The following is a 17,704-nucleotide window of genomic DNA, read 5'->3' on the forward strand; positions in this document are numbered from 1 at the left end:
ACCTGCACCGCGTGTCCGTCCCCGGCCGTCCGCCGCTCGTCCTTCGGACGCCCGTTCCCGGACGCTCCCGGAGCGCCCGTTCCCGGAACCCGTCCGCGGGGCGCCGTCAGAGGCGGGCGACGCCCTCGGCCCGGGCGGCCTCGGCGACCGCCTTGGTGACCGCCGGTGCGACCCGCTCGTCGAACGGCGACGGGATCACCTTCTGCGGCGTCAGCTCGTCGGCGACCACCGCGGCCAGCGCCTTGGCGGCCGCGAGCTTCATGCCCTCGGTGATCCGGGTGGCCCGGACCTGGAGGGCGCCGGCGAAGATGCCGGGGAACGCCAGCACGTTGTTGATCTGGTTCGGGAAGTCCGAACGGCCGGTGGCCACCACGGCGGCGTACTTGTGCGCCACCTCGGGGTGGATCTCCGGGTTGGGGTTGGCCATCGCGAAGACGAAGCAGCCCTCGGCCATGGTGGCGACGACGTCCTCGGGGACGGTGCCGCCGGAGACGCCGATGAAGACGTCGGCGCCGGCCAGCGCGTCGGCCAGCGAGCCCTTGATCCCGGTCCGGTTGGTCAGCGCGGCGATCTCGGCCTTGACGTCGGTCAGGTCGCCCCGGCCCTCGTGGACGACGCCGCGGCGGTCGCAGACGGCGACGTCGCCGATGCCGGCCGCGACCAGCATCTTGGCGATCGCGATGCCGGCCGCGCCGGCGCCGGAGATGACCGCCCGCAGGCTGCCGATCTCCCGGCCGCTCACCTTGGCGGCGTTCCACAGGGCCGCGGTGGTGACGATCGCGGTGCCGTGCTGGTCGTCGTGGAAGATCGGGATGTCCAGGGCGTCCTGGAGCCGGCGCTCGATCTCGAAGCAGCGCGGGGCGGAGATGTCCTCCAGGTTGACGCCGCCGAAGGAGGGCGCGAGCCGGACCACGGTCTCGACGATCTCGTCCACCTCGGTGCAGGCCAGCGCGATCGGGACCGCGTCCACGCCGCCGAACTGCTTGAACAGGATCGCCTTGCCCTCCATCACGGGCAGCGAGGCCTCGGGGCCGATGTCACCGAGGCCGAGCACGGCGGTGCCGTCGGTGACGACCGCGACCACGTTCGACTTCCAGGTGTAGTCGTTGACCAGGTCGGGCTGCTCGGCGATGGCGGTGCAGACCCGGGCCACGCCCGGGGTGTAGGCCAGGGACAGGTCGTCCGCGTCGCGGACCGGAACCGTCGCCCGGACCTCCATCTTGCCGCCCCGGTGGAGGGCGAAGACGTCGTCGACGGGATCGACGGTGTCCTGAGTACTGGATTGGATGATCTCCGCTGCCACGATGACCTCTTCGTCATTGATCAGCGAGAGCGCGTCCGGCGGCCGGCCGACCCGGCCGGGGACGGAAAACCCGGGTACGCGGACCGCGTACCCGGTGGCCGGGATCGGGGCACGGCCTTCGGGCGGCGCCCTCGGATGAGGGTTTCAAGTGTTCTGCGCTGTACTTCCGGTCTTACCCAGGCATCACCAGCCGGAGCCGGGAAGGTGACAGACACCGCTTGAGCCTAGGTCGGGCGAAGGCACCGCACCTGTGCCTTTTCGTCCTTGTCACGCACTGTTCACGGCCTTTGAGCCACTTGACGGCACCGGATCTCGGAAGGATCAGGCGCCAGCGACGGCAACGGCCGGGCCAGCACGGACACCCGTAGGAGTGAACGCAGACACGGAGGGGAGCCGGTGCCTCGGATCCAGAGTCGACGTCTGCGGCTTCCGGTCCTGCGCACCCCGGTCCTGTCGCGAACCGGCGGTCTGTGTTCGGGCTTCGGGGGTTACCCGATACCGGATTCTGACACACCCGAGACCCGGGACAGGAGGGTGGGATGGCAGGATCCTCGCAATCGACCACCGGAACCGGACGGGCCCACCCCCTCTCGGCAGCACCGAGACGTGCCCGTACACCGCCGGCGCACACCCGCGCACCCGGTGGGACAGCACCACCCTCTCCCACAGGAGGACCAGCTCCATGCACCACAGCGCCCGCATATCCGGCCGCTTCACCAGATCCGGCGCCGCCGTCGCGGCCGGGTCCCTGCTCCTGACCGGCTGCAGCTCGATCGGCGCGGCCAAGTCCCCCGAGGAGGAGCTGCACGACCGGCTCCCCGACGCGGTGAAGACCGCCGGCGTCCTGCGGATCGGTTCGGACGTCAACTACGCGCCGGTCGAGTTCAAGGGACAGGACGGGCTCCCCACCGGGTTCGACCCGGATCTCGCCGAGGCCATCGGGCGGCAGCTCAAGGTCAAGATCAAGATCATGGACACCGACTTCGACAAGCTGATCCCGGACCTCCAGGCCAAGCAGTTCGACGTCGCGATGTCGGCCCTGACCGACAACCGCCAGCGCCGGGACGGCACGGACGACAACGGGCAGCAGGTCAACCCGGGTGTCGACTTCGTGGACTACTTCCTGGCGGGCACCACGATCCTGGTCCCCAAGGGCAACCCCAAGAAGATCAAGTCCCTCGACGACCTGTGCGGCCAGACCGTCGCGGTCCAGCGCGGCACCACCCAGGCGGCCATCGCCCAGCGCCAGACCGGCGCCTGCGACAAGGCGCACAAGACCCTCACCATCACCCTGACCGAGACCGACAACGACGCGCTGGCCCTGGTCGCCTCGGGCAAGGCCGTGGCCGACATGAACGACTACCCGGTCGCCGCCTACACCGTGCAGAAGGGCTTCAACGGCGCACAGTTCGAGATCACCGGGCAGCAGCTGCAGCCCTCGCCGTACGGTCTCGCGGTCGCCAAGGAGAACACCGAGCTGCGCGACACGCTGGCGAAGGCGGTGAACCAGATCATCCGCAGCGGTGAGTACGACAAGATCCTGGAGAAGTGGAACCTCAAGGACGGCGCCGCCCAGAACGCGGTGGTGAACGGCGGCTGAGGCCGCAGGCGGCCGGGGTGCTCGCCTTGAGCACTCCGGTCTGCATACTTATACACAGGGTGACAGGGGCACGGAATTCGTCCGAATAGCGGACATTGAGGCGCCTCGTTATCCGATTTTGATCTGCAGACGGACCCGTTCCCCGGTACTCAGTGGCAGGATTCCACCCAACTCGGTCGCAGCGGCCTTCCCCCAGCCCAAGCAGCCGGGTGTCGTCCCAGTCGAGGCAGTTCGATCAATTTCGTCCACCTCGGCGGAGGGTGGCGATTGAATTCAGGCAGGACCAGCACAAACCGAACGACCGGTCGCGGCCGGCCCGGACAGCGACGCCCGGGTCCGACGCCTCCGGTGCACCGCTTCCCCCGGCGGCGTGCTCCGCCCGTCTCTCCTACAGGAGGAGATCCCCCTGATGTCCGCTCGTACCCCGCGCCCCCGCCTCGTCGTGGCCGGCGCCGCCCTCGCCGCCGGCACGCTGCTGCTCACCGCCTGTAGCAGCAGCAGCTCCTCCGGTTCCGGTTCCGGCTCCAGCGCCGTGAACCCGAGCGCGTCGGTTTCGGCGGTGACGGCCGACCCCGCGCTCGCCGCTCTGGTCCCCGCCGACCTCAAGTCGTCCGGCAAGCTGGTCGTCGGGTCGGACGCCTCCTACGCCCCGAACGAGTTCCAGGACGACAAGGGCACCATCGTCGGCATGGACGTCGACCTGGCCAACGCCATCGCCGCCAAGCTGGGCCTGAAGGCCGACGTCCAGAACGCCGGTTTCACCGCGATCATCCCGGGTATCGGTGCCAACAAGTACCAGCTCGGCATGAGCTCCTTCACCGACACGAAGGAGCGCGAGCAGACCGTCGACATGGTCACCTACTTCACCGCCGGTACCGGTATCGCGGTCAAGAAGGGCAACCCCGACAAGATCTCCGCCGACGACCTGTGCGGCAAGAAGATCGCGGTGCAGACCGGCACCACCCAGGCGGACCAGATCACCGACGTGATCAACCCCGCCTGCGTCGCCGCCGGCAAGCCGCCGGTGCCCAACGACGGTGACAAGTTCGACCTGCAGACGGACGTCACCAACGCCGTCGTCTCCGGTCGCGACCAGCTGATGATGGCCGACTCCCCGGTCATCGACTACGCGATCAAGCAGACCGAGGGCCAGCTGGAGAAGCTCGGCCCCACCACCGACTCCGCCCCGTACGGCATCGCGCTCGCCAAGGGCTCGGCGCTCACCCCCGCGGTGCAGAAGGCGGTGCAGTCGCTGATGGACGACGGCACGTACAAGCAGATCCTCCAGAAGTGGGGCGTCGAGGCCGGCGCGATCGACAAGGCGCAGCTCAACGGCGCCACCAGCTGATCTCGTCCCCTTCGCTCCGAGCGACCTGTTCTGAGGCCACATCGTGAACTCTCTCCACAAGGGGCCGGAGGCGACCCCGGGACGGCATGAGGCCATCAAGGCCGTCCCGGTCCGTCACCCCGGCCGGTGGGTCGGCGCCGCAGTGATCCTGCTGTTCGCGGCCATGCTGATCCACGCCATCAAGACCAACCCCGCCTTCAAGTGGAACCTGGTCGGTCACTACCTCTTCGACGACCGCATCCTGCACGGCCTGGTGGTCACCCTCGAGCTGACCGGGCTGGCCATGGTCATCGGCGTGCTCGGCGGGATCCTGCTGGCCGTGATGCGGCTGTCGCCGAACCCGCTGCTGTCCGGCACCGCCTGGGTGTACATCTGGGTGTTCCGCGGCACGCCGGTGCTGGTGCAGCTGGTGTTCTGGAACTTCCTCGGCGTGCTCTGGGCCCGGCTGTCGATCGGCATCCCGTTCGGCCCGTCGTTCTGGTCGCAGGAGACCAACGTCCTGATCCCGACCTTCGTCGCGGCCCTGCTGGGCCTCGGCCTCAACGAGGCCGCGTACATGGCGGAGATCGTCCGGGGCGGCATCCAGTCGGTGGACGAGGGTCAGCACGAGGCGTCCCAGGCGCTCGGCATGAGCCGGTTCGACACCATGCGGCGGATCATCCTGCCGCAGGCGATGCGGGTGATCATCCCGCCGACCGGCAACGAGACCATCTCGATGCTGAAGACCACCTCGCTGGTCAGCGTGATCGCCCTGGAGGAGCTCTTCCGGGCCGGGCAGAACATCTACTCGCGCAACTTCCAGAGCATCCCGCTGCTGATCGTGGTCAGCCTCTGGTACCTCTTCCTCACCTCGATCCTGACCATCGGGCAGTATTACATCGAGCGCCATTACGCCCGCGGCTCCAACCGGGCCCTGCCGCCCACCCCGCTGCAGCGGATGCGCGGACTGTTCCAGGGCCTGCGGTCGAAGCCCGCACCGAAGCCCGCCGACGCCGGTGTCCACGGCGGCGGCGGTGAAGGAGGCGGTCTCGGATGACCGATCTGACGAACAACCCCACCGAGGCCCAGCCCGGCGGCCTGATGGTCCGCGCCGAGGGCGTGCGCAAGTCGTACGGCCTGGTCGAGGTCCTCAAGGGGATCGACCTGGAGGTCCGGCAGGGCGAGGTGTTCTGCCTGATCGGCCCGTCCGGTTCCGGCAAGTCGACCTTCCTGCGGTGCATCAACCACCTGGAGAAGGTCAACGCCGGCCGGCTCTGGGTCGACGGCGACCTGGTCGGCTACCGCCAGAAGGGCGACAAGCTGTACGAGCTGAAGGACCGCGAGGTCGCGATGAAGCGTCGCGACATCGGGATGGTCTTCCAGCGGTTCAACCTGTTCCCGCACATGACGGCGATAGACAACGTCATCGAGGCGCCGGTCCAGGTCAAGGGCGAGTCCAAGGCCGCCGCCCGGGAGCGCGGGATGGCGCTGCTGGAGCGGGTCGGGCTGGCCGACAAGGCCAAGAACTACCCGTCCCAGCTCTCCGGCGGCCAGCAGCAGCGGGTCGCCATCGCCCGGGCGCTGGCCATGAAGCCCAAGCTGATGCTGTTCGACGAGCCCACCTCGGCGCTCGACCCCGAGCTGGTCGGCGACGTGCTGGACGTCATGCGGGGCCTGGCCGAGGAGGGCATGACCATGATCGTGGTCACCCACGAGATGGGCTTCGCCCGCGAGGTCGGCGACGCGCTGGTCTTCATGGACGGCGGTGTGGTGGTGGAGGCCGGCCACCCCCGCGAGGTGCTCGGCAACCCGCAGCACGAGCGGACCAAGGCGTTCCTGTCCAAGGTGCTCTGAGCCCGGGGCCGCGGCCCCGGAGCGCGTCACGGCGGTCCACCGGTACTCCGGTGGGCCGCCGCGGTGCGTCCGGAACGTAATACCCTGGAGGCTGTATACCCGTTACCGCCTCTGGAAGGACCACCGTGGAGCTCGCTTCGTACGCCGACTTCGCCGTCCGGCTGGTGAACAGCGAGGAGCCCGAGCGCGGCACCGACGGACTGACCACGGTGGACGCGGTGCGCGCGCTGTTCAAGGTCCCCTCGCGGGCCGCCGCGCTCACCGACGAGTCCGACCTGCCGCGGCTGCGGGCGGTCCGGACCCGGCTGCGCGGGGTGTTCGAGGCCGCCGCCGAGGGCGAGGACGTCCGGGCGGTCGACCTGCTGAACAGCCTGATGGTCGAGTACCCGGTCAGCCCGATGGTCTCCGGCCACGACGACCTGGACGAGACCGGCAGGCCCCACTGGCACCTGCACCTGGCCGACAACGCGCCCACCGCGGCCGCCAACTACGCGGCCGTGGCCTGCATGGGGCTGGCCATCCACCTCACCGAGCTCGGCGTGGACCGGCTCGGGATCTGCCAGGCCGCGCCCTGCCGCAACGCCTACCTGGACACCTCCACCAACCGCTCCCGCCGGTACTGCTCCGACCGCTGCGCGACCCGCGCCAACGTGGCCGCGTACCGGGCGCGCAAGCGCGAGGAGGCCCAGCGGGGAGAAGCGCTGCGGGGAGACGCCCAGCGGGGAGAAGCACTGCGCGGGGCCCAGCTCACTCCCCGTCCCTGAGCGCACCGTCCCTGAGCGCCCCGTCCCCCAGCACCCCGTCCCCCAGCACCGGCGGGGTGCGGTCCACCCCCAGCCGGCGCAGCGCCGCGGCCGGCAGCAGCGTCCACGGCCAGCCGGCCAGCGCCCGTGCCAGCCAGGGCGCCGGGGCGAGCCACGCGGGGGCCGGCCGCAGCCGCAGCAGCACCCGGCCGAGCACCAGCTCGTCCGGGACCGCGCCGTACTCCCGGCTGTCGGTGCGCACCAGCGGGTTGTCGGAGAGCATCCACCAGCCGCCGGGGCGGCGGCCGACGGCCCGTTTGACCACCAGCAGGTCCTGCTGGAACGGGTGCCGGAACAGCACCACCGCGCCCGGCCGCAGCGGCGCGCCGTAGCGGACCAGCACCTGGTCGCCGTCGCGCAGCAGCCGGCGCATCGACGGCCCCGCCACGTCCACCACCCCGAACGGCGCACCGCCGCCGCGCCGACTCACCGGCATCCGTTCACCCCTGACCTCGTGTCCGCTGCTGTGCACCCTCCAGTGTGGCGTGCCCGGCGCACCGCCCGGTATCGGCCGGTTCGGCCTCATCCTTTGGTCCCGGGCCCACGGGGCAGACGCGAAGTGCGGGGCGCGTGCGGGTAATCTCGGGCGCGGGAAGACGATCCAAGGAAGGACTCCCATGTTCTCTCGTCTGTTTGCTCCGCGCGTCACCGCGCACGCCCACTGCGACCTGCCCTGCGGTGTCTACGACCCGGCCCAGGCCCGGATCGAGGCCGAGTCGGTGAAGGCCACTCAGGAGAAGTACCAGGCCAACGAGGATCCGCAGTTCCGCGCGCGCGCCATCGTCATCAAGGAGGAGCGCGCCGAGCTGGTCAAGCACCACCTCTCCGTGCTGCACACCGACTACTTCAAGGCCCCGCACTTCGAGGCCTACCCCGGTCTGCACGACCTGTTCAACCGGGCCGGCAAGGCCGCCTCGGCCGCCAAGGCCTCCTCGGACCCGGCCACCGGCCAGGCCCTGCTCGACCTGATCGCCGAGATCGACGCCATCTTCTGGGAGACCAAGAAGGCCTGATCACGGCAGCCACTGCCCCGGCGGAGCCCCGGCCCGCCGGGGCAGTGCCGTACCCGGCCGCACCCCGCCGGCCATACCCCGCCGACCGGCGCCGCGTCCAGGGCCGGAAGGTCCCGGCGCGGGCCGCCGCAGGGGCAGAAAGTCCTTCCCGGCCGGGCCCCGCGTCCGAGTACGCTCGCCATATGATCCGCACCGCCGTCACCGCCGACGTCCCCGTCATCCACGCCCTGATCCGCGAGCTGGCCGAGTACGAGAAGGCCCCGCAGGAGGCCAGGGCCACCGAGGAGCAGCTGCAGGACGCGCTGTTCGGTGCGCACCCGGCGCTGTTCGGGCTGATCGCCGAGGACGACGCGACCGGGGAGCCGGTCGGCTTCGCGCTGTGGTTCCGTAACTTCTCCACCTGGCGCGGGACCCACGGGGTGTACCTGGAGGACCTGTACGTCCGTCCGGGCAACCGCGGCGGCGGCCACGGCAAGGCGCTGCTGACCGAGCTGGCCCGGATCTGCGTGGAGCGCGGCTACTCCCGGATGGAGTGGTCGGTGCTGGACTGGAACGCGCCGTCGATCGGCTTCTACAAGTCGCTGGGCGCCGTCCCGATGGACGGCTGGACCGTCTACCGGCTCACCGACGAGCCGCTCGCGGCGCTCGGATCGACCCCGCGCTGAGCCCGTGGCGGCCGCCGGGTTCGCTCGTTCCCGTGACGGTGGCCGAAGATCACGACATCTGTCCCCCGATCGCGGTAACGTCACGGGCGGATGCACGGCGTTCCGGCCCTTCCCAGTGGGTATGACCGGAACGTACCGCACCACCGCTGCGCACAGTTGGGGCGAAGCAGTTGAGCCATGCAAGAGGAAGTGCCGCGGCCGTTCGGCCGCAAGCACCGCGCGTCACCCAGGAGGTGAGGGTGTCCCAGATCGACGGCGAGCCCGGAGTGAAGGACTTCGTGGAGGTCCGGCTGCCCGCTGCGGGGGCCTACCTCTCGGTGCTGCGAACGGCGACAGCCGGTCTCGCGGCCCGGTTGGACTTCACCCTGGACGAGATCGAGGATCTCCGGATCGCGGTGGACGAAGCCTGCGCCATCCTGCTCCAGCAGGCTGTCCCGGGTTCCGTCCTGAGCTGCGAGTTCCGGCTGGTCGGCGACTCCCTGCGGGTCACGGTCAGCGCACCGACCACGGACGGGCGGGCCCCCGAGCGGGACACCTTCGCCTGGACGGTGCTCTCCGCGCTGGCGGGCGAGGTGGAGTCCTCGGTCGAGGCGGACAACACGGTCAGCATCAGCCTGCACAAGAAGCGCGGCGGGTCGTCCACCCCGGCGTAGCCCGTCGTGCCGCAGTCCCCCGCCGTACGCACGGTGTCGTATTCACCGCGCGTACGGCGCCCCGTATCGCAGTGCTCTGCGGTACAACCAGTGAGAAGTGCTCCCGGAACGGAACGGGTGATCGCCGTGAGTGATCTGGACCGCACAGCTGCCGCCGCCGGCGCGGCCGCCGCCGACCTGACCGTCCGTGCCGAGTCCGCGGTCCTCGACCGCGGTACGGCCGGCCCTGCCGTACCGCCGCAGGCGAGCGCCGCCCGCACCGCCGCCCAACCCGACGCGCACCCGAAGGACTCCCACCGGATGACCCAGCCGACCGATCCGACGCCCGAGCGGCCCGAGGCGGTGCCCGCGGGCCAGAGCGACGCGGACGGGCTCAGGGCCGCCGCGGAGGCCGTCCGCGGTGCCGTGCCCGCCCAGGGGCACCGCTCGGGCGCGCCGGACCGGGAGGCCGCCCGGGCCCTGTTCGTCCGGCTGGCCGCGCTGCCGGAGGGGTCCGCCGAGCGGGTGGAGATCCGCAACCAGCTGGTGCGGATGCACATCCCGCTGGTCGAGCACCTGGCCCGGCGGTTCCGCAACCGGGGCGAGCCGCTGGACGACCTGACCCAGGTCGCCACCATCGGCCTGATCAAGTCGGTGGACCGGTTCGACCACGAGCGCGGGGTGGAGTTCTCCACCTACGCCACGCCCACCATCGTCGGTGAGATCAAGCGGCACTTCCGGGACAAGGGCTGGGCCGTCCGGGTCCCGCGCCGCCTCCAGGAGCTGCGGCTCTCGCTCACCACGGCGACCAGCGAGCTCTCCCAGCGGCACGGCCGCTCCCCGACGGTGCACGAGCTGGCGGAGCACCTGGGGATCTCCGAGGAGGACGTGCTGGAGGGCCTGGAGTCCGCCAACGCGTACTCCACCCTGTCGCTGGACGTGCCGGACAGCGACGACGAGTCGCCGGCCGTCGCGGACACCCTGGGCGCCACCGACGAGGCGCTGGAGGGCGTGGAGTACCGGGAGTCGCTCAAGCCGCTGCTGGCCCAGCTGCCGCCGCGCGAGCAGAAGATCCTGGTGCTCCGGTTCTTCCGGAACATGACCCAGTCGCAGATCGCCGCCGAGGTGGGCATCTCGCAGATGCACGTCTCCAGACTGCTCGCCCGCACCCTCGCCCAGCTGCGGGAGAAGCTGCTCGTCGAGGAGTGAGAACGGGCGCGGACACACCGACGGCCGGAGGGTTCCTCCCTCCGGCCGTCCGTCGTCTCCGGGCCCGGGCCTCAGTCCTGCGGGCGGTACAGCAGCGCGGTCACCTTGGGGTTGAGCAGTGCCACGATGCCGGTCAGGCCCAGCACCGCGACGGCCACGGCGGCGCCGGCCATCGCGCCGCCGGACTGCCCCATGTAGTAGGCGACCGGCAGGCAGATCGAGTTGGTGAGCACCGCCGGGCTGCGGCCCCAGCGGCGGCCGAGCAGCAGCGCCCGGCCGGCCAGCAGCGGGAGCAGGCCCATCAGCAGCAGCACCACGCCGCCGGCCTCACTGCGCCCGAGCGCCGCCGGGTCGCCGGCCAGTCCGGCGACGAGGTCGTAGACGCCCCATCCGGCCAGGGCGACGCCCTCCAGGACGGTGATACCGGCGCCGAGCAGCAGCGGGGCGGGCCGGGCGGGCGCGGGGGCGGGAGCGGGGGATTCTGCGGTCACTCCAGCAGGGTAACCGCCGTCCCTCCGGTACCGACCCGTAGGCTGGCGCCATGCGCGCTCTCCTGGTCGTGAACCCCAAGGCGACCACCACCAGCACTCGGACCCGGGACGTGCTCACCCATGCGCTGCGCAGCGATCTGAAGCTGGACGTCGCGCACACCGAGTACCGGGGCCACGCGCGCGACCTGGCCCGGGACGCGGCCGCCGAGGGCGCGGTGGACCTGGTGGTGGCGCTGGGGGGCGACGGCACGGTCAACGAGGTGGTCAACGGGCTGCTGGCGCAGGGCCCTTCGGAGCGGGTGCCGCGGCTGGCGGTGGTGCCGGGGGGCAGCACCAACGTGTTCGCCCGGGCGCTCGGGCTGCCCAACGACCCGGTGGAGGCGACCGGCGCGCTGCTGGACGCGCTGGCGCACGGGCGGGAGCGGGCGATCGGGCTCGGCAAGGCGATGACGGAGGGGCTGCCGGACCGCTGGTTCACCTTCACCGCGGGCCTCGGTTTCGACGCGGGCGTGGTCGGCCGGGTGGAGCAGCAGCGCCGGGCCGGGCGCAAGTCCACCCACGCGCTGTACGTGAACCAGGCGCTCCGGCACTACGTCACTGAGCGTGAACATCGCCGTTCGGGCCCCGTCACCCTGGAAATGCATGGGCAGGAGCCGGTTCCGGGCCTGGTCCTGGCCATAGTCTCCAACACCTCGCCATGGACCTATCTGGGCAGCCGCCCGGTGTTCCCCTCTCCCTCGGCCTCCTTCGACACCGACCTCGACGTCTTCGGCATCACTCGGATGACGGCGTTCGGCACGGCTCGAACGGTCCGTCAGATTCTGCGCTCGCACGCCCCTGCGGACGGGGGCGCCAAGGCCTCCGGGCCGAGCGGCAAGCACGTCGTCTCCTATCACGACGTCCGGCACTTCACCTTGGTTTCACAGGAACCGGCCCCGTTTCAGGTCGACGGGGACCACCTTGGAGACAGGAGTCGCGTCAGTTTCACAGGCGTTCGGCGGGCACTGCGTGTGATTGTGTGACCAGAAGGGGGTCCCGCCCTTCTTCTCGAACGCGCTAGCCCCCTTCACCCCATAGAAGTACGGGCTGTGAGCTAGGCGACACCGAAGAATCAAAAATTCCTCCCCGAAGGGGGTTGTATCCGAGCCCGAGGTTTGCGAACCTCTACATGGCGATCGGGACACGTCGCAGCGACAGCGGGAACCAGCCCTCACGGGCGTGGCCGCGGCGAATCCCTTGATAGCCGGAACCCCACCCCAGCACAGACCACCCGGGCCCGATGGGCCTTTGGTCCCTTTTGCTGTTGCGGGATTCGTGAAAGCGTTCACATTCACAAGCCATCGAGTGTGTCGGCCGGGCCACAGCCCGGCGACCGGAGGAGTTGGACGACCATGGACTGGCGCCACCGCGCTGTCTGCCGCGAAGAGGACCCGGAGCTGTTCTTCCCGATCGGGAACACCGGTCCTGCTCTGCTGCAGATCGAGGAAGCCAAGGCCGTGTGCCGCCGCTGTCCCGTCATGGAGCAGTGCCTGCAGTGGGCGCTGGAGACCGGCCAGGACGCCGGCGTCTGGGGCGGCATGAGCGAGGACGAGCGTCGTGCGATGAAGCGTCGCGCCGCCCGCAACCGCGCCCGCACCGCCTGACACATCGTCAAGCAGCAACCCGATCAACCCATGATCAAGGGCTCCGCCGCATCGGACGGCCGAGCCTTCCGCTCAACGGACCGCGCCTCGGCGAGGTCCCACGACGCGAGCGGCCCAGGCACTTGATACTGCTCACTGAGAGCAATATCGTGGAGCCCAGGCGCTCACCGTGTGCAACACACGGGGCGGGCGTCGCGCCACCCAGAGCCCCCGTTCCGGCCGACTCCCCCCGACGGCCGGAGCGGGTCGAGAGGCCCTGTCGACCCACCCCCCCCCGGTCGACAGGGCCTCGTTTCGCTCTCCGCCGCCCGCCGCGAGGCCGCCGGAGCGGCCCCACCGGCGGACGCGCCCTACGGAACCGGGATCTCCAGGACGACCTTGGTGCCGCCGCCGGGCGCCGCGACCATGTCGAAGGTGCCGCCGAGTTCGCCGGTCACCAGGGTGCGGACGATCTGCAGTCCGAGGTTGCCGCCCTGCTGGGGGTCGAACCCCTCCGGTACGCCCTTGCCGTCGTCCTGCACCGTGATCAGCAGGTACTCGTCCGGCTTGGCCCCGCCGTTCCAGCTGTCCGACCAGCCCATCCCGGTCGCGGGGGCGCGTCCGCGCAACGCGCTGACCTCCAGGTTCCCCGAGGCGGACGGGCCGAAGGCGTGCTCCAGGGCGTTCTGCAGCACCTCGGTGAGGATCATCGCCAGCGGGGTGGAGATCTCCGCCGAGAGGATGCCGAAGCTGCCGGTGCGCCGGGCCACCACCCGGCCGTCCTGGGACAGCTCCACGCACATCGCCAGCACCCGGTCGGCGATCTCGTCGAAGGCGACCTGCTCGTCCAGCGCCTGGGAGAGCGTCTCGTGCACGATCGCGATCGAGCCGACCCGCCGGACCGCCTCGTCCAGCGCGGCCCGGCCGGCGTCCGAGTCCATCCGCCGGGACTGCAGCCGCAGCAGCGCCGCCACCGTCTGCAGGTTGTTCTTCACCCGGTGGTGGATCTCCCGGATGGTGGCGTCCTTGGTCATCAGCTCCCGGTCGCGGCGGCGCAGTTCGGTGACGTCCCGGCAGAGCACCAGCGAGCCGGTGAGCTGGCCCTTGGGCTTGAGCGGGATGGTCCGCAGCGTCACCACACCGCCCTGCGCCTCCACCTCGGTCTGCCGGGGGGCCCAGCCGCTGGCCATCTTGACCAGCGCCTCGTGCACCGCGCCGCGCGAGGGCGGCACCAACTCGGCGGTGGTACGGCCCAGGTGGCTGCCGACCAGGTCGGTGGAGAGCCCGATCCGGTGGTAGGCGGAGAGTGCGTTGGGGCTGGCGTAGGTGACCACGCCGTCCACGTCCAGCCGGATCAGGCCGTCGCCGACCCGCGGCGCCGCGTCCATGTCGACCTGCTCCCCCGGGTACGGGAAGGTGCCGGCCGCGATCATCTGGGCCAGGTCGGAGGCGCTCTGCAGGTAGGTGAGCTCCAGCCGGCTGGGAGTGCGGACGGTCAGCAGGTTGGTGTTGCGGGCGATCACGCCCAGTACCCGCCCCTCCCGGCGGACCGGGATCGACTCCACCCGGACCGGCACCTCCTCGCGCCACTCCGGGTCGCCCTCGCGGACGATCCTTCCCTCGTCGAAGGCGGCGTCCAGCAGCGGCCGGCGGCCGCGGGGGACCAGGTGGCCGACCATGTCGTCGTGGTAGGAGGTGGGGCCGGTGTTGGGCCGCATCTGGGCCACCGAGACGTAGCGGATGCCGTCCCAGGTGGGGATCCACAGGACCAGGTCCGCGAAGGAGAGGTCGGAGAGCAGCTGCCACTCCGAGACCAGCAGGTGGAGCCACTCCACGTCGGCACCGGTGAGGGTGGTGTGGCGGCGGACGAGTTCGTTCAGCGAGGGCACAGCCCGAGCCTAGTCACCCGGCCCGGGCGGCGGCCTGCCGGAGTGGCCCGCCACGTTGTCCAGACCAATTCCGGCCGCGCCCTGGACAACCCAGATTGGTCTAGTCCACAATGAAGACGCACCAAGGAGAAGCCCCCCGCGCACACTGCCCTGACCGCGCGAGGCGACTCCTCGGTCGGGTGCCGCCGGAGTGGGAGTCCCGCACAACTCCCGCCTCTCCAGGCGCCCGACGACAGCTCCGGGCTGCGGTGCCGCACAGGTTGAGGGTCCTGTGTCGGCGCCGTGGCCCGTAGTGCTTCTCCGCCTCCGGCGGGGTTGCTCGGGGCGGGCAGGCGGCCGACCACCGAAGGGGCGCCGGGGGCGGAACGGCGCGGGCGGTAGGCGCGGCGCCGCACTCTCCCGCCTTCGCGCCGTTCCCCGCGCCCCTTCGGGAGACCCCGCGCCCCTTCGAAGAACGCTGCCGGGCGGGGGTCAGTGGGTCTCGGTGACCTTGGCGAGGGCGCGGGGGGCGTCCGGGTCCTGGCCGCGGGCGATGGTGACCTCGTAGGCGAGCAGTTGCAGCGGGAGGATCTCCAGGATCGGCTGGACCTCCTCGGGCACCCCGGCCGGCAGCACGAAGCCCGCCGACGCGGCGCGCACCTGCTCCCGCTGGCCGATCACCACCAGGTCGGCCCCGCGGCCCCGCAACCGGTCCAGCACCGGCTGCAGCGCCTCGCCGCCCTTGCCGTCCGGCACGATCGCGATCACCGGCGAGACGTTGTCCACCATGGCCAGCGGCCCGTGCAGCAGGTCCGCGCCGGAGAACGGGCTGGCCGGGATGTACGTGGTCTCCATCAGCTTCAGCGCCGCCTCCCGGGCGGTCGGGTAGCCGTACCCGCGCGAGGTGATCACCAGCCGCTGGGCGAACCGGTACCGCTCGGCCAGCGCCTTCACCTCGGCCTGCCGGGCGAGCACGTCGGCGGCCAGCCGCGGCAGTGTCCCGGCCGCCGCGCCGTCGCCCCCGCGCAGCCCCTCGACCAACAGGTAGAGGGCGAGCAGTTCGGCGGTGTAGGTCTTGGTGGCGGGCAGGGCCTTCTCCGGTCCGGCCAGGACGTCGATGTGGAACTCGGAGACCTCGGCCAGCGGCGAGGCCGCGTTGTTGGTGACCGCCAGGGTGATCGCGCCGGCCTCGCGGGCGGCCTTGGTGGAGGCGACCAGGTCGGGCGAGCCGCCGGACTGGCTGACGGTGATCACCAGCACGTCGGTCAGATCGGGCCGGGCCCCGTACGCGGTGGTGGTGGACATCGAGGTGAGGCCGGCCGGCTTGGCGAGCAGGACCTCGATCAGGTACTTCGCGTACAGCGCCGCGTTGTCGGAGGTGCCGCGCCCGGTGAGCAGGAAGAACCGGGGCGCGCGGGCGGCGATCTCGGCGGCGATCCGGCGGATCTTCGGGGCGCCCTCGTCGAGGATGCGCTGCAGGACGGCCGGCTGCTCGGCCATCTCGGCCGCCATGATCCTGCCGGGTGCCGGGGAGAGGGCGTGAGGGTCGGACATCTGGTGTGCCTCCGATGAGATGGGTCGACCCCGCTCGGACGGCTGCCCGGCGGGGACCTCTACGGCGGCGAGTCCGCACACTCGCTGCGGGCGCCGGTCCGGCCGGCGTCCACGGTGATCCTACGGGGGCGGCACCCGCCGGGCACGGGTGCCGCCGCGGTCTCAGGACGGGTTGTTGATCAGCTGGTCGATCTGCGCGTCGGCGGCCTTGGTGGCGTCCTCCACCGACTTCCCCTTGAGGATGTCGTTCAACATGTTGACCAGCACGTTCTGCTTCTCGACCGCGCCCCAGCCGGGTGCCATCGGGATGAACCAGGCGTCCGGCACGGCGTTCGCGGCGGCGGCGGTGGCGGGCTTGGAGCGCAGCGGGGCCAGCTGGTTGAGGTTGTTCGGCAGGGTGTCCTTGTCGACCAGCATCTGCTGGGACTTGGCGGAGGTGAACATCCGGATCCAGTCCGCGGCGAGCGCGGGCGCCTGGGACTTGGCGGTGACGGCGAGGTCGGAGCCGCCGATGAAGGAGGGCAGCGGCTTGCCGTTCGGGCCGGGCATGCCGGCCAGCTTGACGGTGTCCTTCAGCTTGGGGTCGCCGGTGATCGCCGCGGTCGCGACCGAGACCTCCCAGCCGTTGCCGTACAGCATCGCGGCCTTCCCGCGGCCCAGCACGTTGGCCTGGTTGAGCTCGTTGACCTTCCAGTCGCCGTGGTTGTACTTCTTCACCAGGTCGACGAAGTGCTGCACGCCCTGCTGGGACTTGGGGTCGCTGAGCGTGCCGTGCCAGGTGCCGGCGCTGTCGAAGCGGGCGATGGCGCCGCCGTAGGCCGTGACGTAGGACATCGCCGCGTACCAGTAGGGGCCGGGGAGGTAGAGCGCGGAGAATCCCGCGGTGCCCTTGTTCTTGGCCTGGATCTTGTCGAGCGCCGCGAACAGTTCGTCCTCGGTCTTCGGGACCTCCGCACTGCCGGTCGCGTCCTGGAACAGCTGCGAGTTGAAGATGCCCACCCGGGCGCCCGCGTAGTACGGGACGCAGTAGAGCTTGTCCTGGTAGGTGCAGGTGTCGGTGAGGGCCTTGATCCAGCTGTCCGAGTTCTCGAAGGTGGTCCGGTCCACCGGGTTGAGCGCGCCGGTGAGGATGTACTTCATGGTCTCGGTGTTGCCCAGTTCGACCACGTCCGGGGCGTCCCCGGCCTTGATCGCGGTGTCCAGGTTGGCGATCTTGTCGGTCCAGGTCTGGTAGCTCAGCCGGAGCTCGACCTTCGGGTACTTGGCCGCGAACTCGTCGTTGACCTGCTGGACCAGCTCCGGCCAGGTGGTCTGGGCCTCGTTCATCAGCCAGACGGTGACGCTGCCGGTGAGGTTCTTCGGATCCGTGGCCGCCGAGGCCGCCGCTCCGCCCGGTCCGCCCGAGGAGCAGCCGGCGACGGTGGACAGCAGTGCGGCGGCGCTCAGGACGGCCAGGATCTGACGCTTCACGCAATTCCTCCGGGGACGCACGGGGTCTGCGCAGTGGTACAGACCAGATTGCTCGGATCCTGGCCTAGACCACTTGTGGCGTCAACGCGCCGACGGGACCCAAGTGACTTCCGTTGCAGACCCGTTGTCCAGCCTGAGCGGTGCGCGTCAAGAAATCCGTTTAGGGGCCGATTGAGGACCCTTTAATGCCGGCTTAAGGAACCGGCCGCCGGACCGGGGTGCGGCGGGCCGCCGGCGGGTGGTCGGGTGGGCATCGTCCACCCGATCGGTCAATTTGCCCCGTTCCAGGGGCT

17 protein-coding genes are annotated in these 17,704 nt (G+C 70.9%); 11 read left to right on the forward strand and 6 right to left on the reverse strand.

What is annotated here, in order from left to right:
* Positions 1–106 precede the first annotated feature (106 nt).
* Entirely contained in the window at positions 107–1,303 is a 1,197-nt protein-coding gene (locus tag AC2TEW_RS12600) for an NAD(P)-dependent malic enzyme (RefSeq protein ID WP_484623445.1), read from the reverse strand.
* Positions 1,304–1,985: 682 nt separating this feature from the next.
* On the opposite strand from AC2TEW_RS12600, the gene AC2TEW_RS12605 reads away from it, so the two are divergent.
* The 5 genes from AC2TEW_RS12605 to AC2TEW_RS12625 all read left to right on the forward strand — a co-directional run bounded on the left by AC2TEW_RS12605 (position 1,986) and on the right by AC2TEW_RS12625 (position 6,848).
* Positions 1,986–2,903 carry an ABC transporter substrate-binding protein gene (locus AC2TEW_RS12605; RefSeq protein ID WP_484623446.1) on the forward strand — a complete coding sequence of 306 codons (918 nt, stop codon included), beginning with the start codon at positions 1,986–1,988 and terminating at the stop codon, positions 2,901–2,903.
* Positions 2,904–3,312: 409 nt separating this feature from the next.
* Entirely contained in the window at positions 3,313–4,251 is a 939-nt protein-coding gene (locus tag AC2TEW_RS12610) for an ABC transporter substrate-binding protein (RefSeq protein ID WP_484623447.1), read from the forward strand.
* 43 nt (positions 4,252–4,294) lie between these two features.
* Entirely contained in the window at positions 4,295–5,287 is a 993-nt protein-coding gene (locus AC2TEW_RS12615; protein WP_484623448.1) for an amino acid ABC transporter permease, read from the forward strand.
* Positions 5,288–5,331: 44 nt separating this feature from the next.
* Complete coding sequence (locus AC2TEW_RS12620; protein WP_484623519.1) at positions 5,332–6,084, forward strand: amino acid ABC transporter ATP-binding protein; 753 nt, start codon at positions 5,332–5,334, stop codon at positions 6,082–6,084.
* A 125-nt stretch (positions 6,085–6,209) separates the two neighbouring features.
* Complete coding sequence (locus AC2TEW_RS12625; RefSeq protein ID WP_484623449.1) at positions 6,210–6,848, forward strand: CGNR zinc finger domain-containing protein; 639 nt, start codon at positions 6,210–6,212, stop codon at positions 6,846–6,848.
* Here AC2TEW_RS12625 and sodX read toward each other — a convergent pair.
* Positions 6,832–7,323 carry a nickel-type superoxide dismutase maturation protease gene (gene sodX, locus AC2TEW_RS12630; protein WP_484623450.1) on the reverse strand — a complete coding sequence of 164 codons (492 nt, stop codon included), beginning with the start codon at positions 7,321–7,323 and terminating at the stop codon, positions 6,832–6,834. The genes AC2TEW_RS12625 and sodX overlap by 17 nt on opposite strands.
* A gap of 181 nt (positions 7,324–7,504) precedes the next feature.
* Here sodX and sodN point away from each other — a divergent pair, with 181 nt between their 5' ends.
* The 4 genes from sodN (at position 7,505) to AC2TEW_RS12650 (ending at position 10,406) form a co-directional block, all read left to right on the forward strand.
* Positions 7,505–7,900, forward strand: a complete 396-nt coding sequence (sodN, locus tag AC2TEW_RS12635; RefSeq protein WP_033818871.1) for a superoxide dismutase, Ni — start codon at positions 7,505–7,507, stop codon at positions 7,898–7,900.
* 182 nt (positions 7,901–8,082) lie between these two features.
* On the forward strand, positions 8,083–8,565 hold the full coding sequence (locus AC2TEW_RS12640) for a GNAT family N-acetyltransferase (protein WP_033818913.1): 483 nt from the start codon (positions 8,083–8,085) through the stop codon (positions 8,563–8,565).
* Between the two features lie 239 nt (positions 8,566–8,804).
* Entirely contained in the window at positions 8,805–9,218 is a 414-nt protein-coding gene (locus tag AC2TEW_RS12645; protein ID WP_033818914.1) for an ATP-binding protein, read from the forward strand.
* Positions 9,219–9,344: 126 nt separating this feature from the next.
* Positions 9,345–10,406, forward strand: a complete 1,062-nt coding sequence (locus tag AC2TEW_RS12650; RefSeq protein ID WP_484623451.1) for an RNA polymerase sigma factor SigF — start codon at positions 9,345–9,347, stop codon at positions 10,404–10,406.
* 71 nt (positions 10,407–10,477) lie between these two features.
* Here the strand turns inward: AC2TEW_RS12650 and AC2TEW_RS12655 are convergent, their stop codons facing one another.
* Entirely contained in the window at positions 10,478–10,897 is a 420-nt protein-coding gene (locus tag AC2TEW_RS12655) for a hypothetical protein (RefSeq protein ID WP_484623452.1), read from the reverse strand.
* 50 nt (positions 10,898–10,947) lie between these two features.
* Here AC2TEW_RS12655 and AC2TEW_RS12660 point away from each other — a divergent pair, with 50 nt between their 5' ends.
* A complete protein-coding gene (locus tag AC2TEW_RS12660) occupies positions 10,948–11,919 on the forward strand; it encodes a diacylglycerol/lipid kinase family protein (RefSeq protein WP_484623453.1) in 972 nt (323 codons plus the stop codon).
* A 369-nt stretch (positions 11,920–12,288) separates the two neighbouring features.
* Positions 12,289–12,540: a WhiB family transcriptional regulator gene (locus AC2TEW_RS12665; RefSeq protein ID WP_014138019.1), complete on the forward strand. Its 252-nt coding sequence runs from the start codon at positions 12,289–12,291 to the stop codon at positions 12,538–12,540.
* Between the two features lie 350 nt (positions 12,541–12,890).
* Here the strand turns inward: AC2TEW_RS12665 and AC2TEW_RS12670 are convergent, their stop codons facing one another.
* From AC2TEW_RS12670 to AC2TEW_RS12680, 3 genes are all read right to left on the reverse strand, one after another.
* Positions 12,891–14,408: a PAS domain-containing sensor histidine kinase gene (locus tag AC2TEW_RS12670; protein WP_033818916.1), complete on the reverse strand. Its 1,518-nt coding sequence runs from the start codon at positions 14,406–14,408 to the stop codon at positions 12,891–12,893.
* A 471-nt stretch (positions 14,409–14,879) separates the two neighbouring features.
* On the reverse strand, positions 14,880–15,941 hold the full coding sequence (locus tag AC2TEW_RS12675) for an SIS domain-containing protein (RefSeq protein WP_484623454.1): 1,062 nt from the start codon (positions 15,939–15,941) through the stop codon (positions 14,880–14,882).
* 162 nt (positions 15,942–16,103) lie between these two features.
* Positions 16,104–17,411 (reverse strand): extracellular solute-binding protein, encoded by a 1,308-nt coding sequence (locus AC2TEW_RS12680; protein WP_484623455.1) that lies wholly within the window; start codon positions 17,409–17,411, stop codon positions 16,104–16,106.
* Between the last annotated feature and the right edge of the window lie 293 nt (positions 17,412–17,704).

This window comes from Kitasatospora sp. NEAU-CNBT7 (assembly GCF_057220535.1).

Excerpts from the sequence above, each read along its gene's own strand:
- AC2TEW_RS12605 (WP_484623446.1), top strand. The coding sequence starts at position 1,986 with ATGCACCACAGCGCCCGCATATCCGGCCGCTTCACCAGATCCGGCGCC.
- AC2TEW_RS12610 (WP_484623447.1), top strand. The coding sequence starts at position 3,313 with ATGTCCGCTCGTACCCCGCGCCCCCGCCTCGTCGTGGCCGGCGCCGCC.
- AC2TEW_RS12620 (WP_484623519.1), top strand. The coding sequence starts at position 5,332 with ATGGTCCGCGCCGAGGGCGTGCGCAAGTCGTACGGCCTGGTCGAGGTC.
- sodX (WP_484623450.1), bottom strand. The coding sequence starts at position 7,323 with ATGCCGGTGAGTCGGCGCGGCGGCGGTGCGCCGTTCGGGGTGGTGGAC.
- sodN (WP_033818871.1), top strand. The coding sequence starts at position 7,505 with ATGTTCTCTCGTCTGTTTGCTCCGCGCGTCACCGCGCACGCCCACTGC.
- AC2TEW_RS12640 (WP_033818913.1), top strand. The coding sequence starts at position 8,083 with ATGATCCGCACCGCCGTCACCGCCGACGTCCCCGTCATCCACGCCCTG.
- AC2TEW_RS12660 (WP_484623453.1), top strand. The coding sequence starts at position 10,948 with ATGCGCGCTCTCCTGGTCGTGAACCCCAAGGCGACCACCACCAGCACT.
- AC2TEW_RS12665 (WP_014138019.1), top strand. The coding sequence starts at position 12,289 with ATGGACTGGCGCCACCGCGCTGTCTGCCGCGAAGAGGACCCGGAGCTG.
- AC2TEW_RS12675 (WP_484623454.1), bottom strand. The coding sequence starts at position 15,941 with ATGTCCGACCCTCACGCCCTCTCCCCGGCACCCGGCAGGATCATGGCG.